Source organism: Curtobacterium sp. MCPF17_001, from assembly GCF_003234615.1.
In the GTDB taxonomy this organism is placed as follows: Bacteria; Actinomycetota; Actinomycetes; order Actinomycetales; family Microbacteriaceae; genus Curtobacterium.
In genome coordinates this window covers 135,147-156,060 of record NZ_QKSL01000008.1, presented here as the reverse complement: position 1 = coordinate 156,060, position 20,914 = coordinate 135,147, and the positions used below count along the sequence as shown (strand labels likewise).

Genomic DNA, 20,914 nt, shown 5'->3' with positions numbered 1-20,914 from the left:
CTCTTGCTGGTTCGAAACGTGTTCAGCGGGCGGGATCAGATGTCGTCGACGGACGACGACTCGAACCGCGAGGAGATGTTGATGCCGAGCTCTTCAGCGGCACGGAAGACCTCGTCGTCCGTGTCGCGCAGGCTGACCGCCTGGCCGTCCGCCGAGAGGACCTCGACGTTCAGGCAGAGCGACTGCATCTCCTTCATGAGGACCTTGAACGACTCCGGGATGCCGGGCTCCTGGATATTCTCGCCCTTGACGATCGCCTCGTAGACCTTCACGCGGCCGAGGATGTCGTCGGACTTGATCGTCAGGAGCTCCTGGAGGGCGTACGCGGCACCGTATGCCTCGAGCGCCCACACCTCCATCTCGCCGAAGCGCTGTCCACCGAACTGCGCCTTCCCACCCAGCGGCTGCTGCGTGATCATCGAGTACGGGCCGGTCGAACGAGCGTGGATCTTGTCGTCGACCAGGTGGTGCAGCTTCAGGATGTACATGTAGCCGACCGACACGGGCTCCGGGAACGGCTCGCCGGAGCGGCCGTCGAAGAGCTGTGCCTTGCCCGAGGAACCGATCAGGCGCTCGCCGTCACGGTTCGGGAGCGTGGAGTCGAGGAGGCCCTCGATCTCGCGCTCGTACGCACCGTCGAACACCGGCGTGGCGACCTTCGTGCCGGGGGCTGCGCTGTGCGCGGCTTCCGGCAGGTTCTCGGCCCACTCCTGGATGCCCTCGACCTGCCAGCCCTGCTTGGCGAGCCACCCGAGGTGGATCTCCAGGACCTGGCCGAAGTTCATGCGACCGGGGACGCCGAGCGGGTTGAGGACGATGTCCACCGGGGTGCCGTCCGCGAGGAACGGCATGTCCTCCACGGGCAGGATCGTCGAGATGACGCCCTTGTTGCCGTGGCGGCCGGCGAGCTTGTCGCCCGCGGTGATCTTGCGCTTCTGGGCGATGTAGACGACCACGCGCTGGTTGACGCCCGAGCCGAGCTCGTCGTCGCCGTCCTGCGAGTCGAACACCTTGACGCCGATGATCGTGCCCTCTTCACCGTGGGGCACCTTGAGCGAGGTGTCGCGGACTTCGCGCGACTTCTCGTTGAAGATGGCACGGAGCAGGCGCTCTTCCGCGGACAGCTCGGTCTCGCCCTTCGGCGTGACCTTGCCGACCAGGATGTCGCCGGGGCGGACCTCGGCACCGATCCGGATGATGCCGCGCTCGTCGAGGTCGGCCAGGAGGTCCGGGCTGACGTTCGGCAGGTCGCGGGTGATCTCTTCCTTGCCGAGCTTCGTGTCGCGGGCGTCGACCTCGTACTCCTCGATGTGGATCGAGGAGAGCGTGTCGTCCTTCACGAGGTTCTGCGACAGGATCATCGCGTCCTCGTAGTTGTAGCCCTCCCACGGCATGAACGCGACGAGGAGGTTCTTGCCGAGCGCGAGCTCGCCGTTCTCCGTCGCGGGGCCGTCGGCGATGACCTCGCCCTGCTCCACACGCTCACCGGCGCTGACGATCACGCGGTGGTTGTAGCTGGTGCCCTGGTTCGAGCGGTCGAACTTGCGCAGGTAGAAGGTCTGCGTGCCACCCTCGTCGAGCTGCAGGGTCACGGCGTCGGCCGAGACCTCGGAGACGACACCGGCCTTGTCGGCGGTGACGACGTCACCGGCGTCGATGGCGGTGTAGCCCTCCATGCCGGTACCGACGAGCGGCGACTCGGAACGGAGGAGCGGCACGGCCTGGCGCTGCATGTTCGCACCCATGAGGGCGCGGTTCGCGTCGTCGTGCTCGAGGAACGGGATGAGCGAGGTCGCGACCGACACCATCTGGCGCGGCGAGACGTCCATGTAGTCGACCTCGTCGCGGGCGACGAGTTCGACCTCTCCGCCCTTCTTGCGGACGAGCACCTTGTCGTCGGCGAAGTGGAAGTCGTTCGTCAGCGGGGCGTTGGCCTGCGCGACGACGAACTCGTCCTCTTCGGAAGCGGTCAGGTAGTCGATGGTCTTCGTGACCTCGCCGTCGACGACGCGACGGTACGGGGTCTCGATGAAACCGAACGAGTTGATCCGACCGAACGACGCGAGCGAACCGATCAGGCCGATGTTCGGGCCTTCCGGGGTCTCGATCGGGCACATGCGGCCGTAGTGCGACGGGTGGACGTCACGGACCTCGACGCCGGCGCGCTCACGGGACAGACCACCCGGGCCTAGGGCCGACAGGCGACGCTTGTGCGTCAGACCCGCGAGCGGGTTGTTCTGGTCCATGAACTGCGACAGCTGGGACGTCCCGAAGAACTCCTTGATCGCGGCGACGACGGGACGCACGTTGATGAGCGTCTGCGGCGTGATGGCCTCGATGTCCTGCGTGGTCATGCGCTCGCGGACGACGCGCTCCATGCGGGACAGACCGGTGCGGACCTGGTTCTGGATCAGCTCGCCGACCGCGCGGATGCGACGGTTGCCGAAGTGGTCGATGTCGTCCACGTCGAGGCGGAGCTGGACCGGCTCACCGTCACGGACGCCGTCCATGTGGGTGCGCTCGGCGTGCAGGGACACCAGGTACTTGATCGTCGCGACGATGTCCTGCACGGTGAGCACCGAGTCGGACAGCGGGGCATCGATGCCGAGCTTGCGGTCGAGCTTGTAACGACCGACCTTGGCCAGGTCGTAGCGCTTCGAGTTGAAGTAGAAGTTGTCGAGGAGCGCACGCGCCGCCTCGGCAGCGACCTGCTCGCCCGGACGCAGCTTGCGGTAGATGTCCTTGAGCGCCTCTTCCTTCGTGAGGACGGCGTCCTTCTCGAGGGTCGACTCCATGGACGCGAAGCCCTGGAACTCCTCCATGATCTCTTCGCTCGTCAGGCCGAGGGCCTTGAGGAAGACGGTCACGGACTGCTTGCGCTTGCGGTCGATGCGCACGCCCACCTGGTCGCGCTTGTCGATCTCGAACTCGAGCCAAGCGCCACGGGACGGGATGATGCGAGCCGAGTAGATGTCCTTGTCGGACGTCTTCTCCTGCTGGCGCTCGAAGTACACGCCCGGCGAGCGGACGAGCTGCGAGACGACGACACGCTCGGTGCCGTTGATGATGAAGGTGCCGCGCTCGGTCATGAGCGGGAAGTCGCCCATGAAGACCGTCTGCGTCTTGATCTCACCGGTCATGTGGTTCATGAACTCGGCGTTGACGTAGAGCGGGGCAGCGTAGGTCTTGCCACGCTCCTTGCAGTCGTCGATGGAGTACTTCGGGTCCTCGAGCTCCGGGGACGTGAACGAGAGCTGCATGGTCTCGCCGAGGTCCTCGATCGGGGAGATCTCCTCGAAGATCTCCTCGAGGCCGGAGTGCAGCGCGAGGTCGGTACGACCCTGCTCCTGCCCTTCGGCGAGGCGGGCCTTCCATGCGTCGTTGCCGACGAGCCAGTCGAAGCTCTCCGTCTGGAGGGCGAGCAGATCAGGAACCGTGAGGGTGTCCGTGATCTTGGCGAACGAGAGTCGCGAGTGGTTGCGACCGTTCTTGGGGTTGGTGGATGCGTTGGGCGCAGCAGCCAAGGGTGTGACCTCCGGTAGGCCCCGTCGGGCCGACACTGACGAAGCAGTGTGTAGGTGAGTGGATTGATCGCTCGGCGCAACCCGGTGATCAGGACACGAGTACGGTGTGCTCCGGGTCCGGAGCCGCGTGTGGGATGATCGGTGAGCGGGTCCCGCCGCCATATACGGGACCGGCATCACCAGGCGTGTTCAGCGAAGCACCTGCTGAGAGGCGTCTTCGTGGAACTCGGTCGACCGCAATATGACGACACGGATGCCAGGGAGCGCGAACTGTCATCATAGGTGGCTCGACAGTGCGCTGTCCAGTCCCTGGCTTGACCGAGATCGAGTCCGACGTGTATAAGCCCCGGGCGACCGGTCTCATTCCCCGGCGGAGGGCCCTGCAGGCCAGCCGGGACGGCCACCAGGACCCGTGGCAGCGCCGTCGACGGTGCTGTCGGCAGTGCTGTCGACAGTGGCGCCGACCAGCGCCCGCACCGCGTCCTGCGGCCGGTCGCTCCGCACGAACGTCGTCCGTCCCGACGCGTCGGTGATCTCCACACCGGGCCCCGGCGTGAGCACGAGGGCTCGGCGACGACGACCGATCCGCAACCCGAGGCCGCCGTAGGTGCGCGCGTCCGCCTCGGTCACCCGGACGGCCGTGATGCTGCGCCGGGCGATGCGCCGCCGCGGGAGCGGGCGGAAGTGCAGGACGACAGCGTCATCGGTGACGGTCAGGCCGGCCCGGGCGACCAGCGCCAGGACCCCGACTACGACCGCGACGAGGCCGGGGATCACGAGCGCCGACTCCGGCGCGTCCCCGGGCCAGCCGAGGACGGCTGCGGTGAGCGCCAGCCCGGCGGCCAGGACGACCCCGCCGACGACTCGCATCCAGGCCGGCGCACCCTGGTGGTCGTCGACGAGCGGACGGGAGGCACGGCTCGGCCCCGCCGTGCTCCGTACCCGGTCCGGAGCGGACGTCGGCGACCGGTCCGGTCGGCTCGGTCGGACGGGGACGGACATGGTGTCGGCGGTCATGGGGTGCTCCTTCGGGCGCGGGGCCCGGACGTCGTGCGGCGGTGCGTCTGCGGCGGTGCGTGGTGCAACGCTCGGTGCAGCGGTGCAGCGGTGCGCGGTGCAGCGGTACGGGTGGACGCGGAGCACGTCGTCGAGACCCGCGACGGGAGCGGGGCTCGTCGTCGGGCAGGCGTCCGGGTCGGACCCCTGCGGGGACGCACGAGGGACCGGGACGACGGGCACGACCGGTCGGTGGGGACCCGCGGTCGCGTCGCTCGTCGTCGTGAGGACCGCACCACGGTACATCGCGAGGCTTGACGTCCCCTGTCAGTCGATGCAGAAGCATCGAAAAGCGCGGTACGACGAGCCCGGCCGGTCAGCGCAGGACGCGGGCGACCGCCTCCGCCCGGGTCCGGACGCCGAGCTTCGCGAAGACCTGGTTGACGTAGGACTTCACGGTCGGCACGGTCAGGAACAGCTCGGCGGCGATCTCCGGGTTCGTCCGGCCGTCGGCGATCCGGCTCAGCACGTCGGCCTCGCGCGGGGTCAGCCCCGGGAACCGCTGCCGGAGGTCTCGCCACGCACCGGCACCGTCGTCTGCCTCGGCAGCAGCACCGACACCGGCCGCACCAGCCGCGAGCCGCGCCAGCACCTTCGCCCCGACGGTCGCGTCGAACGTGGTCTGCCCCGAGGCCACCGAACGGATCGCGGTGGCGATCTCGGCGCGGCCGGCGTCCTTCGTCAGGTACCCGCGGGCCCCTGCCGCGAGTGCGGTGAGGATCGAGTCGTCGTCCGCGTGGGTGGTCAGCACGAGGACCGCGACCTGCGGGTGCCCTGCGGTGATCCGCCCGGTCGCCGCCGCCCCGTCGAGGACGGGCATCCGCAGGTCCATGAGCACGACGTCCGGCGTGAGCGCCTCGACCATCGCGACGGCGGCCGCGCCGTCCTCGGCTTCGCCCACGACGTCCAGGTCGTCGACGAGCGAGAGCACCGTCACCAGTCCGTCGCGGACGATCGCCTGGTCGTCGGCGACGAGGACCCGGATCGTCACGAGGTCCGGCCGGTCGTTCCGTCGACGCCGGGCGGGTCGGCGACCTGGGCGACGGGCACGTGCATCGCGACGACGAACTCGCCGTCGGACCGCTCCGCCTCGACGGTCGCGTCGGTGCCGAGCTCTTCGAAGCGCTCGCGCATCCCGAGCAGGCCGTGTCCGTCCGCGGCGACCGGGTTCGCGACCACGACGTCCACGGCGTCGCCGTCCCGGATGACGGACAGGGACACGGGGCGGCCGGGAGCGTGCCTGCGGGCGTTGCTGAGGGCCTCCCGGACGCCCGCCACGACGACCGCGCGGGTCGGCTCGTCGACGTCGGGCAGGTCCAGGTCGCCCTGCACGACCGCGGTGCCACCGAAGGAGCGGTGCGCGTCGACCAGGGCGGCGATGCCGTCGCCGGCCGGCCGGGAGGCCCGTGCCGACTCCGGCGCACTGCTCTCGTCGGACGAGGGGTCACCCTGGGCGACGGCGGTCTCCGTGTCCGTGTCGGCGTCGACGTCGACGTCGGCGTCGGCGTCGGGCAGGTCGTCGCGGAGGGCGCGGACGGCCCGACGTGCCTCGGCGAGCCCGTCGGCGGCGAGCGCGCGGGCATCGGTCGCGCGCCGTCGAGCGTCGTCGACCCGGCCGACCTCGAGGAGGGCCTCCACCGCGTCGAGCTGCAGGACGAGTCCGCCGAGCGAGTGCGCGAGGACGTCGTGCACGTCCCGGGCGACCCGCGCCCGGTCGGCGAGCAGGCGGGCACGCTGCTGGTCGCGGTCGGCCTGGCGGGCCTGCTCCTCGAGGACGCGCGTCTGTTCCTCAGCCATCCGGAGCTGTCGGCGGCTGATGCCGATCACGACGCCGAGTGCCAGGCCGAGGGCGACACCGAGGACCAGGGCGACCGATGTGCCGACGACCGTCGCGATCCCGGCGACGACGACCACGGCGGCGAGTGCGGCGAGGACGGCAGCCCAGCCGGGGAGGGTCGGCGCGGCTCCGAGGACCACGAGCCCGATGATGACCGGGACGAGCAGGAGTCCGTCGGTGTGGACGACCGCGAGTGACCCCGCGGCGACCATCAGCACGGCCGAGGGCACGACGACGCGGGGTGGGCCGTACTCGCGGACCGCCCACGCGGCGAGCGCCACGGCACCGCCACCCCAGACCCAGACGGGGAGTTCCTGGGCGACGCCGTTCCGGACGAACCAGAAGGCGACGACGACGATGCCGATCGCGGTGAGCCCGACGGACAGCCCGGCGCGGGACCGGCCCCGTGCGGAGTCGGTCCCGGCGTCACGCCCCTCGGGGCCGCGGAGGTCGCTCATCACACCATCATGCCGCGGGCCGTGCGCGCGTCGTGCTGGAGGCGCTGGTCGACGACCAGGGCCCGTGCGGCGCGGTTGACGGCGAGCATGAGGAGGATGACGCCGGTCGAGGTGAGCAGGTGTGCGCCGAGGTGGGCACCGACGACGTCGAGGCCGATCCGGACGACGATGAGGGCGATCCAGAGGCCGGCACCGACCCAGCCGGTGCGGGACTGCATGGTGCGTCCCTTCCCGTCGGGGGTGCCGACGGTCCGGAAGCGGGTGCGGCCGCCCATCGCGAGGCCAATGCCGACGGAGAGCAGCGCCTCGATGCCGAGGAAGACGACGTCCTGGGTGTCGATCGTGGCGGCGCTCTGGGCGAGGACCACGATGCCGATGCCGGCCATCACGACCGGGCCGCGCCAGATCCGTGCCGGGTCGAGGTACTGCCAGGTGGACTGCTGCCAGGCGAGGTACCCGACGAGTGCGAGTCCGATGACGGTGTTCGTGAGGAGCTGGACGGACATGGGTGAGCCTCCCGGTCGTGTCCGGCGGGGTGTTCCCTGCCGGTGGTCCCATCGTCGCGAGGCCGCGTCCGCCGGCCCACCACCCACGGGTGGGGACCGGGCAGGGGTCCGGGTGGTGTTCCATGGACGCATGGCTGATGCGTTCGACGGGTTCCGGGTGGGTGCGGGGTACGCGGTCGTCGAACCGGACCGACACCGTCCGGGGTCGTTCACCCTGGTGGTGGACGGGACGCCGCAGTCGCACGTCGACCTCGAGGACCCGACGCACCTGGCGTTCGAGTACATCCGGCGGATCGGGCACGCGATCGACCTGCTGCCGCCGGGGCCGGTGACGGCGCTGCACCTGGGCGCCGGCGCGCTGACGCTGCCGCGGTACGTGGCGGTGACCCGGCCGGGTTCCCGGCAGCAGGTCATCGAGCTCGAACGGGACCTGGTCGACCACGTCCGGGACGCCCTGCCCTTCCCCCGCGGTGCGTCGATCCGGGTGCGGTACGGCGACGCCCGCGAAGTGCTCGAGAAGCTGCCCGCCGGGCTCCGCGGCACGGTGGACCTGGCCGTCGTGGACGTGTTCTCGGGGGCACGCACGCCCGCGCACGTCACGAGCGTCGAGTTCTACCGCTCCGTGGCGTCGTTCCTGTCGCCGACCGGCATGGTCGCGGTGAACGTCGCGGACGGTGCCGGACTGGCGTTCGCCCGCGGGCAGGCGGCGACGCTGCAGTCGGTGTTGCCCGCGGTGGCGGCGGTCGCGGACACCGGGATGCTGAAGGGTCGCCGCTTCGGCAACATCGTGCTGCTCGGCTCCCCCGGCGAGCTGCCGATCGCCGACATGCCCCGGCGGTACTCGTCCGATCCGCTGCCGAGCAAGGTCGTCCACGGTGACGAGCTGCGGTCCTTCATCGCGGGGGCACCCATCGTCACCGACACCACGGCCGTCGGGTCTCCCGAGCCGAACCGGTCGGTCTTCGGCGCCTGAGCCCCGGCTGCGGATCACCTCCTGGCCGTACCCCGCGCGGGGGACGCTGCCAAGATGGGCTGAGCACGCCGCGCCAGCGCGCGACCGCACACCACGAGGAGGCCGCCGATGACCAACGACGATCGCAACGACCAGCAGCCGCGCTACGGCGAGCGTGTCAGCCCGGAGCAGGGCGGAGCGCCGCGGTACGAGGACCAGCCGACACAGCAGTACGGGCAGCAGCAGTCCGCACCGCAGTGGGGCCAGCCGACACAGCACGGGCAGCAGCAGTACGGGCAGCCGCAGGACCAGCAGTACGGGCAGCAGCAGCACGGCGGGGCGCCCGCCTGGCACTCGTACGAGGAGCCCGCGAAGAAGAAGAAGACCGTCGGCCTCATCGCGTTCGCCGCCGCCGTCATCGCGCTCGTGATCGGCGTGATCGGCGGCGTCATGCTCGGCACCGCACTGTCGAGCAGTCAGCTGCTGCAGGACTACGCGCAGAACGGCGGATCCGGCAACCCCGCCGACTCGCAGGAGCTCCAGCGTCAACTCATGCAGGACCCGGAGGCGATGGCAGGACTCGGCACCGGCGCCGTCCTCATGCTCGTCGGGTCGGTCTTCGGCCTGTGGGCGATCGTGCAGGGCATCGTCGCGATCGTCGCGAAGCGCGGTCGGCTCTGGGGTGTCCTGGCGATCGTCCTCGCCGTCCTGGCCTCCGTCGTGGCCGGTGCCGTCTACATCGGCGTCGCCGCCAGCTCCTTCAACGGGATGTGACCAGCAGCACTCCCGAGCACGGCCCGTCCCGGCGCATCTGGGGCGGGCCGTCCGCGTTCGTGCGCGTGGCACGGACACCTCCCGGGGCGACGCGGATACCCTCGACCGTGATGTCCCTCCCGCCCGAAGAACGCCGAGACCACGACCGTGCCGACCAGGCCCGGGAGCCCCGTCATGCCGCTCCGGTGACCGCCGGCGTCAGCCCGGGCAGCACCTTCGCGCCGGTCAGCCTCCGCCCGGCGGTCGACGTCCAGGCCGTGCAGGACCGCCTGCGGGACCTCGGGCAGAGCCGCAGCACCGACGCCCTGGCCGAACGCGCCGAGCTGCTCCGCCTGCTCGGACGGCTGGACGAGGCGCTGACCGTCGCCGAAGAGGTGTTCCGGCTGACGATGTTCACCGGGGAACGCCAGGACAAGGTGGCCGCCCGGATCCGCCGCGCCCACATCCTGCACGACCTCGGGCGGTACGAACGTGCGGCGACCGAGGCCTCGATGGCGCGGGACACCGCCGCGACCGAGGAGTGGCCGGAGCTCGAGGGCGCCGCCGCCGAACTCGAGGGCTGGTCCCTCTACGAGCTGTCCCGCTTCGAGGAGGCCCGCGCCGTCCTCAGCCGGTCGTACGACGCGTTCCGCGCTGCCGGCGCCCCGGCGGAGCGCACCGAGGCGCTCCGGACCGCCGTCGAGGCCGCGCTCCGGGCCTCCATGACGCAGCCCGCGGTCGAACCGGAGGCCGAACGCCCGCGGACCGCCCGCGACTTCGCGGTGCGCACCGACTCCGAGCCCGCACCTCGTCCGGCCGAGACCGCGCCGCAGGTCCCGCCGGCCCCGCGTCGGGTGCTCGGCGCCCCGGACGCGGCGCGGACCGAGGGCGACTCGCTCTGGGGTCGGCTGGCGCGTCCGTCCCGCACGGACCGGGACGAGTGACCCCGCTCGACCACGTGCGGAACCGCGCCGCCGAGCTGATGGGGCACCACCTGCCCGACGGCTCGTGGGCCTTCGCGTTCGACAACGCGAAGACCCGTGCCGGCCAGTGCGACTTCGCGCGACGCCGGATCACGGTGAGCCGCCACCTCGCGGTCCGCTCCACCCCGGAGGACGTCGAGCAGGTGCTGCTGCACGAGATCGCACACGCGCTGAGCGGGCCGCGCGCCGGCCACGGTCCCACGTGGCGGCGGACGGCCCAGGGCCTCGGGTACACGGGCTCGCGGCTGCACGACGGCCCGATCGCCAGCGAACTGGCCCCGTGGGTGGGGACCTGCCCCGCGGGGCACGAGCACTTCCGGTACCGCACGCCCACCCGTCCGCTGGCGTGCGCGCGCTGCGGTCGTCGGTTCGACGAGCGGAACGTGATCACCTGGCACCGCCGGAACGGAACGGCTAGCCCAGCTTCGGGAGATCGTGTCGGAGGCGCGCCGCGCACCCGTTAGCCTGGGCGGATGCGAACAGGGCAGGACATCCGGACCGATGCCGGGTCCTCGTGGTTCTTCGACGCCGGTCGGATCGCCCTGGACTTCGCGCACACCGGTGGGTTCGCCGACGACCCGGACCGTCGACGCCCCCGCGGTCACCTCGGCGAGCTGCTGGCCACGCCCGCTGACCTCGACGAGTGGCTCGGGTTGCACACCGAACCGATCGACGTCGGGGCGACCGCCCGTGAGCTGCAGGACGCCCGCGCGCTCCGGGCCGCGATCGCCCGCCTGGCCACCGCCGCCGCTCCGGCACCCGCCGACTCCGCCGCCGAACGGACCGCGGTCGCGGCGGGCCTCCGTGCCGGGACCGGACGGACCCGGCCGGTGCCGGACGACATCGACACGGTGAACCTGTTCGCCGCCCTGCCGGACGTGCCCCCGAGCCTCCCGGGTGGCCGACGCCGTGCCGGGGCGAACCGGGTGCGGCTGGCGCAGGCACTGTCGAGCGTCGCGCGCGACGCGGTCGCCCTGCTCACCGAGGTCGGTTTCGACGACGTCGAGGCCGACGGCCGGCCGGCACGCCTGAGCCGCTGTTCGGCGCCGGACTGCGGCCTCGTGTTCTACGACTCCTCGCGTGGCGGCACGCGCCGCTGGTGCTCGATGCAGCGCTGCGGCAACCGCGCGAAGGTCCGGGCCCACCGGGCCCGGCGCGCGGCCGTCTGAGCGGAGCTCGGGACCCGCTCACCGAAGATCCGCGGAGATCGGACGGCCCGTCGAAAGTCTGGATTCGGTACGCCGAAACCTCTGGCATGGTGGGTGCATGACGGACACCGCTGCCCCGGTCGTGGGCCACCGCCCGCCCGGTCGTCGTGCCACCGGACTCGGACTCCTCGGCCCGGCGTTCGTCGCGGCGATCGCCTACGTCGACCCCGGCAACGTCGCCGCGAACCTGACAGCCGGCGCCCGCTACGGGTACCTGCTGCTCTGGGTCCTGATCGCTGCGAACGCGAGTGCCGTCGTCGTCCAGTACCTCTCCGCCAAGCTCGGCATCGTCACGGGGAAGTCGCTGCCGGAACTGCTCGGTCTGCGGATGCGCCGCGCACCCCGGCTGCTGTTCTGGGCGCAGGCCGAGGTCGTCGCCGCCGCGACCGACGTCGCCGAGGTGATCGGCGGCGCCCTCGCCCTGCACCTGCTCTTCGGCGTCCCGCTCGTGGTCGGCGGCGTGATCACCGGCGTGGTCTCGATGGCGATCCTGCTGCTGCAGCACCACCGCGGTGCCCGGACCTTCGAGGCCGTCGTCACGGCGATGCTCGCGGTCCTGACGATCGGGTTCTGCGCGGGACTGCTGTTCGCGCAGGTCTCCCCCGGGGCGCTGCTCGCGGGCATAGCACCGCGGTTCGCCGACTCCGGCTCGGTGTTGCTCGCGGCGTCGATGCTCGGTGCGACGGTGATGCCGCACGCCGTCTACCTGCACTCGGCGTTGGCCCGCGACCGGCACGGCGACACCCCGGTGGGTCCGGAACGCCGACGGGTGCTGCTCGCCACGCGGTGGGACGTGGCGCTGGCGCTCGTCCTCGCCGGCGGGGTGAACATCAGCATGCTCGTCCTCGCCGCCGCCACACTGCAGGGGGTGTCGGGCACCGACTCGATCCCGGGAGCGCAGCACGCCATCGCCGAGAACGTCGGCCCCGTCGTCGGGGTGCTCTTCTCGATCGGGCTGCTGGCGTCCGGGCTCGCGTCGACCTCGGTCGGCTGCATGGCCGGAGCGGAGATCATGCACGGCCTGCTGCACATCCGGGTCCCGCTCGTCGTGCGGCGGCTCGTGACGCTCGTGCCGGCGATCGTCCTGCTGGCGCTGCAGTACGACGCGACGCAGCTGCTGGTGATCAGCCAGGTGGTGCTGAGCTTCGGGATCGCCTTCGCGATCGTGCCCCTGGTGGCCTACACGTCGCGGCGGAGCGTCATGGGCGACGACGTCAACGCGGTCGGGACGCGGGTGCTCGCGTGGCTCATCGCGGCGGTGATCGTCGCGCTGAACGTCGCGCTGATCGTGCTCACCGTCACGGGGTGACGCGACCAGGGTGCCGCGGCCGCGCCGCACGAACGTGCGGTGCGGCCGCGGGTGCTCACTCGGAGACCTCGACGTCCTTCCAGAACGCCACGTACCCGCTGTAGTCCTTGCCGACACGGTCGAACGACGTCGGGATCGGCTCCGGGTAGGACCATGCGTTGTCGACGTGCTGCTGCCCGTCGACGGTCACGGTCCAGTACTGCGTGTCGCCCTTCCACGGGCAGTGGTACTGGGTGGGGCTCTCGCTGAAGAGCTCGGTCTTCACGCTCGCCGGCGGGAAGTACCAGTTGCCCTCGATCTGGATGAGGTCCGTCTCCGGGGCCTCCGCGATGACGGTGTCACCGATCAGTGCCTGCATGGCTCACTCCTCGTTCTTCGCCGTCGGTGGGACGGCATCGAACCGGGACGTTACGCCCGCTCGGTGGACGGCCGCAGCGTGACCAGCTCCGGACCGACGGCGAGCGCCGCGTGGACGCGCTCGACACCGAGCACGTCTGCCGACTCGGACGCGGTCACCAGGTGTCTCGCGGCCCGCCGGAGGCCCGTCCACGCCGCGCAGGCAGCCGCCGCCTCGGGTGAGGTGTGGTCGATCCCGGTGGTCACGAGCGCGTCGACGACGGCGCCCGCCGCGAGCAGGTCCTCGACCGCGAACTCCGGCACCGCGGGCACGTCGGGGAACTCGCCGGCGTCGTCCGCCGCACCGCCGCCGACGGGCTCGTCGAGGTGACCGGCAGCGACGACCGCCACGACGCAGCGGTCGCCGCGGTCGGCCTGGAGGCGCAGCACCCGTTCCGCGACGGCCGTCACGTTCCCCAGGTGGCCGAGCACGACCTCCGGCCCGACCGGCAGCTGCGTGAGGGGCGCGCGGTGTCCGTCGGGTCCCGGTGCCGCTGCTGCTGCGGGGGTCGGGAGGACGTCGACCCAGACAAGGAGATGCGCGTCCGCGGCGATCCGTGCCGCTCCCGCCGCACCCCAGCCGAACCGGACCTGGTACCTCCGCTGCCCTCGTTCCTGCACCCCGACACGATACCGAGACGGGAGCGGGCGCCCGCCGTCTCGTCCCGGGTGCGCGGTGGTCGCTGGATGCACCGTGCATCCTGTGTGTCTCGTGCACACGGGATGTGATGGTTCGCACGCAGCATGGGTGTCCGCGCCGGCCGGTACGATCCGATGCCATGGAGACCGACCCCGCGCCCACCCTCACCGGCGACCGCGTCACGCTCGAGCCCCTGTCGCTCGAGCACGCGGACGACCTCCGGGCAGCGGTCGCGGACGGGGACCTCTGGCGCGCCTGGTACACGTCCGTCCCCGCGCCGTCGCAGGTCGACGCCGAGATCGCTCGACGCCTGTCCGAGCAGGCCGCCGGCCGGATGGTGCCCTTCGCCGTGCGGGACCGCCCGACGGGCCGGGTCGTCGGCGCCACCACGTTCCTCGGCCTCGACCGTGAGAACCGCCGGGTCGAGGTCGGGGGGACCTTCCTCGCCGCGTCGTCACAGCGCACCGGCATCAACACCGAGGCGAAGCTGCTGCTCCTCTCGCACGCGTTCGAGACCTGGCAGTGCATCGCGGTCGAGTTCCGGACGCACTGGCACAACACCCGGTCCCGTGCGGCGATCAGCGGGCTCGGCGCGAAGCAGGACGGCATCATCCGGAACCACTCGATCGGGCGGGACGGCAGCATGCGCGACACCGTGGTGTTCTCCGTGATCCAGTCGGAGTGGCCGACCGTGCGGCTGTCGTTGTCTGAACGTCTGCGCAGCCACGACCGGGCGGAGGGTGCGCGCCGCCGCTCGGCTCGTCACGCCTGAACCCGGGCCCGCCCCTCACCGCGGGAGTGCGCGGCCGGACCCCAGCCCGTCCGCGTAGCGTCCGCCACATGCACGTCGGTCTCCGCATCGTCCTGGACGCTCCCGTCGACGCCGTCCGGGACGCTCTCCTCCGGCCGTCCGTGATGGTCGCCGTCACGAAGCCGTTCCTCGTCTACCGCTCGCTCGACCCCGCCGGGTTCCCCGAGCACTGGACCCCGCATCAGCCGCACCCGATCAGCGCGTCGACGTTCGGCCTGGTGCCGAGTGGGTCGAGCCACGTCGACATCGACCTGCACCAGACCGACGGGGTCCCGGTCCAGGTCGACCGCGGTGGTGGCACGAGCGGCCTGTTCGCCCGGATGGACATGCGGCACCGGATGGCCGTCTCCGCGCTCCCCGACGGCCGGACCCTGTTCCGCGACCGCCTGACCTACCGCACGCGCCCCGCGCTCCTCGGCGTCGCGCTCTGGCCCGGCATGTGGGTCATCTGGCAGTGGCGGGCGTTCCGGATGCGCGCACTCGCCCCCACCTGGCGGGCGTGAGCGTACGCTCGACGACGTGACCCAGACGGAGACCGCCGACCGCGTCCGCACCGCCCTCGCCACCGCCGACTGGCGTCGCGAGACATTCGACCTCTTCCGCCGGGTCCGGGCCACGCCCGAGCCCGAGGCGGCGCACACGCTGTGGCGCGAGGGCCGCGACGCGATGTTCGCCGGACACCCGGCCAGTCCGCTGCTCCCCGAGGACGCCGCCGGGTTCACCTCGCTCCCCTTCCCGGCGTACGACCCGGCCTGGCGCTTCCACGTCCGGATCGAGGAGGCCGAGCCTCGGGTGCTCGACGTCGAGACCGGCACCGACGGCATCGTGCACTTCGACCGACTCGGCGTGGTGCAGGTCCCCGGCGTGGGCTCGCTCGACGTCTGGGCGCACGGCGGGTACGCGGGCGGGCTGTTCGTCCCCGTGAAGGACGCGAGCGCCGGCAAGCCGGGCGGCACGTACGGCGGCGGGCGCTACCTCATCGACACCATCAAGGGCTCCGACCTGGGGGGCGATGACGGCGCGCTGGTCCTCGACTTCAACTTCGCGTACAACCCGTCGTGCGCGTACGACCCGGCATGGGCGTGCCCGCTCGCGCCTCCCGGCAACACCCTGCCCGTGGCGGTCCCCGTCGGCGAGCGGTACGGCTCCTAGGGTGGACCGCATGTCGGGATTCGTCGCGATCGACGCCGGTGGCCGCGTGCCGCCCTTCGAGCAGGTCCGCTCGCAGCTTGCCGCCCAGATCGCCGCCGGGTACCTGGTCGACGGCGAGCGCCTGCCCAGCGTCCGCGGACTGGCCGCCGAACTCGGGCTCGCCGCCGGGACGGTCGCGAAGGCCTACCAGCTCCTCGAGGAAGCGGGGCTCGTGCAGACCGCGCGCGGCGCGGGGACCCGGGTGGTGCGCCCCGCCGCCGTCCCCGAGTCGGTGACGCACGCCGCGGCCGCCCTGGTCGCGGCCGCCCGCGAGGCCGGTCTGTCGGCTGACCAGACGGCGGCCGCGCTGCGCGACGCCTGGCCCGCGTAGCCCCGCACACCACCGCATCCGCGCTGGACACGAGGCCTCCCCGGGGCGCCCGGGGGCCGTCCGGGTCCGCTCAGCAGTGGCGGAAGACGTACCCGTCCTCGCCGGCTGCCACGAGGTCCCGGTCGCGGAGGATCGTCATCCGCGGACGGTCGGTCATCGCGCAGACGGCAGACCACTTCCCCTTGAGCGTGTCCGCGTACTCGACGTCGATCACGCGTGCCCCGTAGACGTCCGTGTAGGCGGCGCACTCGTCGTACTGCACGCACTCCTCGGCGACCACGAAGTCGAACCCGGTGCGCTCCCGTCCGGAGGTCCCGAGCTGCGGGGTGTTCTTCTGCGCGGCGGCCAGGCCGTGCTGGTGGGCGACCCGGACGAGCGACGTCGCCAGTGCGAGGTTCCCCGAGCGGGTCAGACGTCCACCGGAGCGGGTCCACGAGTCCAGGTTGTCGAACTCGACGGCGTCGAACCCGCGGTCGGCGCACCGGGCGATCGACCGCGTCAGCACCGAGGTGATCGTGGCCCGGGCGTTCGCGGTCCGGGTGTCGAGGATGAGCTCGTCCGGCCAGCCCGGGTCGATGACGGGCTTGCCGGTCGCCGTGCGGAGGACCGCTCCCGGGTGCTCGGCCAGCCAGGAGGCCCGGTCCTCCGGCTGCGTCTGGAACCCGTTGACGTAACAGATGCCGTACACGTCGGCAGCGGGCTTCTCCGTGCTGTCCCGCTCGACGACCGTGACGCCGGCCGGGGGCGTGTACGACCCGCCGAGCTGGTAGTCGGGGATGCCGCCGATGGGCAGTGCACGCGCGGCGACGTCGACACCGGCGGTCGCGCCTCCCGTCCCGGCGTCGTCGACGGTGCGGTGCGCGCCGGGCGTGGTGTCCGCGCCGCCGGTACCGGCGGCGCAGCCCGTCAGGCCGGTGACGGCGACTGCGACCAGGGCGGTGGTGACGAGGGACCTGCGGGAGAGCACGAGGCATCCTCGCACGTCGTCGTGACCCGCTCGTGCCACCGTGCGGGAGGCCGCATCGCCACGCTCGACGCGAACACCCCTCCCGTTCCGGCGCCCGAGCCCGCTATGCTGGGAACACTCGAGGCACCGATCGCCTCGTGCGTCGTACGGACGCCCCCGAAACCTCCCGGTGTCCCGCACGAGTCCACGTGACTCCCGCGGAACCGACACCGATGTGTATCGTGCACCACCCTCGCCCCGGAACCCGTCCGGTGGCGCAGATCCCGGTGCCAGGCTCTCTGCTGCGGCGACAGCACCCGCACTCCAGCGCCGACGTCCTCCCGGACCCGGACCGCTGAGCGGATGCGCTCCCGCCCGCGCCGGCCTCGACCGCGCGCCCTTCCGGCCCTCACGGGCCCGAGAGGTCACCATGACCACCCAGAACACCACCCAGAGTGCTGACAGCACCGACGTCCGGTTCGCCGACCTCGGTGTCCCCACGCCGATGGTCGACGTCCTCGTCGCCCAGGGCAAGGAGAACGCCTTCCCGATCCAGGTCGACACCCTGCCCGACTCCCTCAAGGGCAAGGACGTGCTCGGCCGCGGCCGCACGGGTTCCGGCAAGACGATCGCCTTCGCGATCCCCCTCGCCGCCCGTCTCGCCGCGTCGGCCCGCAGCCGTCGCGCCGGTCGCCCCCGCGCCCTCGTGCTCGCACCGACCCGCGAGCTCGCGACGCAGATCGACGCGACCCTCGCCCCCCTCGCCAAGGCGATGGGCCTGAACACGACGACCATCTTCGGTGGTGTCGGTCAGGGCCGTCAGGTCGAGGCACTGAACCGCGGCGTCGACATCGTCGTGGCCTGCCCGGGTCGCCTGGCGGACCTCATGCAGCAGGGCCACGTGCACCTGGACGCCATCGAGGTCACCGTCCTCGACGAGGCCGACCACATGGCGGACATGGGCTTCCTGCCCGGCGTCACCAAGATCATGCAGGCGACCCCGGTCAAGGGCCAGCGTCTGCTGTTCTCCGCCACGCTCGACAACGGCGTGGACAAGCTCGTCAAGAAGTTCCTGCACGACCCGGTGATGCACTCGGTCGACGACGAGAACAGCCCCGTCGAGGCGATGACCCACCACCTCTTCGAGGTCGCGGACGCCGACGCCAAGAAGGACCTGGTCAAGGCCCTCGCCTCCGGCACCGGCCGTCGCATCCTCTTCATGCGCACGAAGCACCACGCCAAGCGCCTCGCCAAGCAGCTCTCCAGCCAGGGCATCCCGGCCGTCGACCTGCAGGGCAACCTGTCGCAGGGTGCCCGCGAGCGGAACCTCGCCCGGTTCTCCTCCGGCGACGCGCTGGTCCTCGTCGCGACCGACGTCGCCGCCCGCGGTGTGCACGTCGACGCCGTCGAGCTCGTCGTGCACGTCGACCCGCCGACCGAGCACAAGGCGTACCTGCACCGCTCCGGCCGCACCGCCCGTGCCGGTTCGTCGGGTGACGTCGTCACCGTGACGATGCCTGCCGAGCGTCGCGACGTCGCGCAGATGATGCGTGCCGCCGCGATCAAGGTCACCCCGCAGCACGTCACCGCGACCTCCGCGGCCGTCACCGAGCTCGTCGGCGAGGTCGCCCCGTACCGCGAGGACACCACCCCGGCGCCCCAGCAGCAGCAGCAGCCGCGCCGCCAGTCGTCCGGTGACGCCGCCGGCCAGGGCCGTGGCCGCTCGCGTGGTCGTGGCGCCCCCGCCGGTGGCACCGGCGGCCGGTCGGGAGGCTCGTCCTCCGCCGGTCGTTCCGCCGCCGGTTCCGAGTCGGCCGGTTCCGGCGCACGCCGTGGCGGTCGCGCCGAGGGCGCCGGTCGTGACGACCGTCGTGGCGCCTCGGCCGGTCAGCGTGGCGGTGCCCCGCGCCGTGCCGGTTCCGACACCACCCGCGGTGGCTCGGCGTCGGTCTGGTCCTCGGACGGCGGCTACAGCGCCGGCCGTGCCCCGCGTGACGACGCTGCTCCCGCAGGCCGTCGTGGTGGCTCGCGCCGCGCCTCCCGTCCGGCCGGCTCCGGCCGCTGACCCCGGTCCTGGACGCTTCCTCCGAAGCGCGCGGATCGCGCGCGTACGGTTCTGGTCACCGGCGGGTGCGCGAGCAGCCGTCGGGGAACTTTCCGTTGTCGAGAGGAGCGCACATGGCTGGGATCGAAGACATCAAGAACGCCGCGGAGAAGGCGGCTGGCAAGGCCAAGGAAGGCTTCGGCAACGCCACGGACAACGACCGCCTGAAGGCCGAGGGTCAGACCGACCAGGGCAAGGCCTCGGCCAAGCAGGGCGTCACGGACGTGAAGGACGCGGCCCACGGCGTCGCTGACAGCTTCAAGAACGACAAGTAACGAAGCCGGTCTCGTACCGCGCTGCGAAGCCCCCGGATCCGATCGGATCCGGGGGCTTCGTCGTTCTCGGCTTCGTCGTTCGTGGGCTTCGTCGTTCACGGGCCCGGACGCGTCCCAGCGGTCAGTGCAGCGCGCCGACCGAGGCGAGGCCGGCGCGGAGGAGCGTGCCGCGACCGCCCTCCATCTCGTCCGCGACAGCGTCGGACGCGGCCTCCATCGGGCTCATCCAGGTGAGCTCGAGGGCGTCCTGCCGCGGCTCGCACGTCCCAGTGACGGGGACGACGTAGGCCAGGGAGATCGCGTGCTGCCGCTCGTCCGTGTAGACCGAGGCCCCGGGCAACGGGAAGTACTCGGCGACCGTGAAGGGGTTCGGGCTCGCCGGCAGCTGCGGGAACGCCATCGGCCCGAGGTCCTTCTCGAGGTGCCGGAACAGTGCAGTGCGGATCGACTCGCCGTACATCACGCGGCCGGAGACCAGCGTGCGGGCGATCGACCCGCTCGGCGACACCCGCAGCAGCACCCCGACCTCGGTCACGACCCCGAGGCCGTCGAGCCGCACGGGCACCGCCTCGACGTAGGTGATCGGGAGACGACGGCGGACGGACGCGAGTTCCTCGTCCGACAGCCAACCGGAGCCGGAGTCGGGATCGGGATCGGGGGTGCGCAGCGAGGACATGCACCGTTCCTACCAGGCCCGGTCGCGGAAACGGCCCCCGGCGCGGCTTCTGTGGACACCGACCGCTCGCGACGAACGGACGGGAGGCCCGTTGCCGGCTGGCAACGGGCCTCCCGTCCGGACTGTGGTGCTGTCGCTGGGGCCGCTCAGTCGCTGAGGACCTGGAGCAGGTCGCGGCGCAGGCCGTCGATCTTCTCGGTGGCGGCCTTCGTCTGCTCCTCGGTCGCGCTCGTGCGGAACACGTGGACCACGCCCACGAGCTTCCGGAGGGCCTCGAAGAACTCGCGCTGCGAGTCCGGCATGCCGGGCGTGGACTCCCAAGCGGCGGCGATCTCGTCGGCCTTGGCCTCGGCCTCGGCCCGACCGGCGTCGGTGAGCTCGAACAGGGTCTTCCGACCGTCACCCGTGGAGACCACGAGCTCTTCGTCGACGAGCTGCTGGAGCGTCGGGTAGACCGAGCCGGGACTGGGCTTCCAGGCGCCGCCGGTGCGCTCGGCGATCGTCTTGATGACGGCGTAGCCGTTCTGCGGGCCCTCGGCGAGGAGCCCGAGGATGGCGAGGCGGACGTCGCCGCGGCGACGGCGCTCGCGGCCGGGGCCGAAGCCCGGACCGAAGCCGCCGCCGAACCCGGCGCCGAAGCCCGGTCCGCCGAACCCCGGGCCGCCGAAGCCCGGACCGAAGCCCCGCCCGCCCCGGCCACCGCGGCCGTGTTCGTGGTCACCGTGGTCACGGCCGGGGAACCCGGCACCGTGGTGCTGGCGGGCGCTGCCGAAGCGGGGCCCGCGGGAGCCGCGACCGAAGGGGTCACGGGGGGACGTGGAGCTGTTCTCGTCGTTCATGGGGTGCATGACGACTCCTTTCGTGAAGTTGGTTTGCGATGGGTTCAGGACCGCTCGCGATGCGGTAACGATAGATCGCTAGTGTTCTCGTTGTCAAGCATCGATCCGCACGGCCTCCT

The 20,914-nt window shown here is 72.0% G+C and carries 22 protein-coding genes; 12 read left to right on the top strand and 10 right to left on the bottom strand.

The features are described from left to right. Nucleotides 1-35: 35 nt before the first annotated feature. The 5 genes from rpoB to DEJ24_RS09680 form a co-directional block, all read right to left on the bottom strand. Entirely contained in the window at nt 36-3,524 is a 3,489-nt protein-coding gene (gene rpoB / locus DEJ24_RS09700) for a DNA-directed RNA polymerase subunit beta (protein ID WP_110903685.1), read from the bottom strand. 360 nt (nt 3,525-3,884) lie between these two features. Next, nucleotides 3,885-4,541: a hypothetical protein gene (locus DEJ24_RS09695; protein ID WP_146245966.1), complete on the bottom strand. Its 657-nt coding sequence runs from the start codon at nt 4,539-4,541 to the stop codon at nt 3,885-3,887. Nucleotides 4,542-4,896: 355 nt separating this feature from the next. Next, nucleotides 4,897-5,571, bottom strand: a complete 675-nt coding sequence (locus DEJ24_RS09690) for a response regulator transcription factor (protein WP_111078442.1) — start codon at nt 5,569-5,571, stop codon at nt 4,897-4,899. Beyond that, complete coding sequence (locus DEJ24_RS09685) at nt 5,568-6,875, bottom strand: sensor histidine kinase (RefSeq protein ID WP_181436572.1); 1,308 nt, start codon at nt 6,873-6,875, stop codon at nt 5,568-5,570. The genes DEJ24_RS09690 and DEJ24_RS09685 overlap by 4 nt, the downstream gene beginning before the upstream one ends. Beyond that, nucleotides 6,875-7,381 (bottom strand): hypothetical protein, encoded by a 507-nt coding sequence (locus tag DEJ24_RS09680; RefSeq protein WP_111078440.1) that lies wholly within the window; start codon nt 7,379-7,381, stop codon nt 6,875-6,877. The genes DEJ24_RS09685 and DEJ24_RS09680 overlap by 1 nt, the downstream gene beginning before the upstream one ends. 130 nt (nt 7,382-7,511) lie before the next feature. On the opposite strand from DEJ24_RS09680, the gene DEJ24_RS09675 reads away from it, so the two are divergent. The 6 genes from DEJ24_RS09675 (at nt 7,512) to DEJ24_RS09650 (ending at nt 12,586) form a co-directional block, all read left to right on the top strand. Beyond that, nucleotides 7,512-8,354 (top strand): spermidine synthase, encoded by an 843-nt coding sequence (locus tag DEJ24_RS09675; RefSeq protein WP_111078439.1) that lies wholly within the window; start codon nt 7,512-7,514, stop codon nt 8,352-8,354. Between the two features lie 108 nt (nt 8,355-8,462). Next, nucleotides 8,463-9,107: a DUF4064 domain-containing protein gene (locus tag DEJ24_RS09670; protein WP_111078438.1), complete on the top strand. Its 645-nt coding sequence runs from the start codon at nt 8,463-8,465 to the stop codon at nt 9,105-9,107. A gap of 110 nt (nt 9,108-9,217) precedes the next feature. Beyond that, the gene (locus DEJ24_RS09665; protein ID WP_110903678.1) at nt 9,218-10,030 is read left to right on the top strand and encodes a hypothetical protein; all 813 of its coding nucleotides are present in this window, start codon (nt 9,218-9,220) and stop codon (nt 10,028-10,030) included. Then, entirely contained in the window at nt 10,027-10,533 is a 507-nt protein-coding gene (locus tag DEJ24_RS09660; RefSeq protein ID WP_258374474.1) for a SprT-like domain-containing protein, read from the top strand. Before DEJ24_RS09665 ends, DEJ24_RS09660 begins: the two co-directional genes overlap by 4 nt. 9 nt (nt 10,534-10,542) lie before the next feature. Beyond that, nucleotides 10,543-11,238, top strand: coding sequence for a CGNR zinc finger domain-containing protein (locus DEJ24_RS09655; RefSeq protein WP_111043514.1), 696 nt, complete (start codon nt 10,543-10,545; stop codon nt 11,236-11,238). Nucleotides 11,239-11,335: 97 nt separating this feature from the next. Beyond that, nucleotides 11,336-12,586, top strand: a complete 1,251-nt coding sequence (locus tag DEJ24_RS09650; protein WP_111078437.1) for an Nramp family divalent metal transporter — start codon at nt 11,336-11,338, stop codon at nt 12,584-12,586. 55 nt (nt 12,587-12,641) lie between these two features. Here the strand turns inward: DEJ24_RS09650 and DEJ24_RS09645 are convergent, their stop codons facing one another. Continuing rightward, entirely contained in the window at nt 12,642-12,944 is a 303-nt protein-coding gene (locus tag DEJ24_RS09645; protein ID WP_110903675.1) for a DUF427 domain-containing protein, read from the bottom strand. Between the two features lie 50 nt (nt 12,945-12,994). After that, nucleotides 12,995-13,603 (bottom strand): hypothetical protein, encoded by a 609-nt coding sequence (locus tag DEJ24_RS09640; RefSeq protein ID WP_111078436.1) that lies wholly within the window; start codon nt 13,601-13,603, stop codon nt 12,995-12,997. A 158-nt stretch (nt 13,604-13,761) separates the two neighbouring features. Here DEJ24_RS09640 and DEJ24_RS09635 point away from each other — a divergent pair, with 158 nt between their 5' ends. From DEJ24_RS09635 to DEJ24_RS09620, 4 genes are all read left to right on the top strand, one after another. Then, the gene (locus tag DEJ24_RS09635) at nt 13,762-14,394 is read left to right on the top strand and encodes a GNAT family N-acetyltransferase (RefSeq protein ID WP_110903673.1); all 633 of its coding nucleotides are present in this window, start codon (nt 13,762-13,764) and stop codon (nt 14,392-14,394) included. A 68-nt stretch (nt 14,395-14,462) separates the two neighbouring features. After that, nucleotides 14,463-14,936, top strand: coding sequence for a hypothetical protein (locus tag DEJ24_RS09630; RefSeq protein ID WP_110903672.1), 474 nt, complete (start codon nt 14,463-14,465; stop codon nt 14,934-14,936). 16 nt (nt 14,937-14,952) lie between these two features. Then, the gene (locus tag DEJ24_RS09625) at nt 14,953-15,585 is read left to right on the top strand and encodes a DUF1684 domain-containing protein (RefSeq protein ID WP_111078435.1); all 633 of its coding nucleotides are present in this window, start codon (nt 14,953-14,955) and stop codon (nt 15,583-15,585) included. A gap of 10 nt (nt 15,586-15,595) precedes the next feature. Further along, complete coding sequence (locus DEJ24_RS09620; RefSeq protein WP_111078464.1) at nt 15,596-15,955, top strand: GntR family transcriptional regulator; 360 nt, start codon at nt 15,596-15,598, stop codon at nt 15,953-15,955. 70 nt (nt 15,956-16,025) lie between these two features. Here DEJ24_RS09620 and DEJ24_RS09615 read toward each other — a convergent pair whose 3' ends face one another. After that, nucleotides 16,026-16,922: an endo alpha-1,4 polygalactosaminidase gene (locus DEJ24_RS09615; protein ID WP_258374775.1), complete on the bottom strand. Its 897-nt coding sequence runs from the start codon at nt 16,920-16,922 to the stop codon at nt 16,026-16,028. A 409-nt stretch (nt 16,923-17,331) separates the two neighbouring features. Here DEJ24_RS09615 and DEJ24_RS09610 point away from each other — a divergent pair, with 409 nt between their 5' ends. Further along, nucleotides 17,332-18,966, top strand: coding sequence for a DEAD/DEAH box helicase (locus DEJ24_RS09610; protein ID WP_111078433.1), 1,635 nt, complete (start codon nt 17,332-17,334; stop codon nt 18,964-18,966). 113 nt (nt 18,967-19,079) lie between these two features. After that, complete coding sequence (locus tag DEJ24_RS09605) at nt 19,080-19,280, top strand: CsbD family protein (protein ID WP_110824283.1); 201 nt, start codon at nt 19,080-19,082, stop codon at nt 19,278-19,280. A gap of 121 nt (nt 19,281-19,401) precedes the next feature. Here DEJ24_RS09605 and DEJ24_RS09600 read toward each other — a convergent pair whose 3' ends face one another. After that, a complete protein-coding gene (locus tag DEJ24_RS09600) occupies nt 19,402-19,956 on the bottom strand; it encodes an NUDIX hydrolase family protein (protein WP_110903668.1) in 555 nt (184 codons plus the stop codon). A gap of 146 nt (nt 19,957-20,102) precedes the next feature. Further along, nucleotides 20,103-20,795: a PadR family transcriptional regulator gene (locus DEJ24_RS09595; protein ID WP_111078432.1), complete on the bottom strand. Its 693-nt coding sequence runs from the start codon at nt 20,793-20,795 to the stop codon at nt 20,103-20,105. Nucleotides 20,796-20,914: the final 119 nt, after the last annotated feature.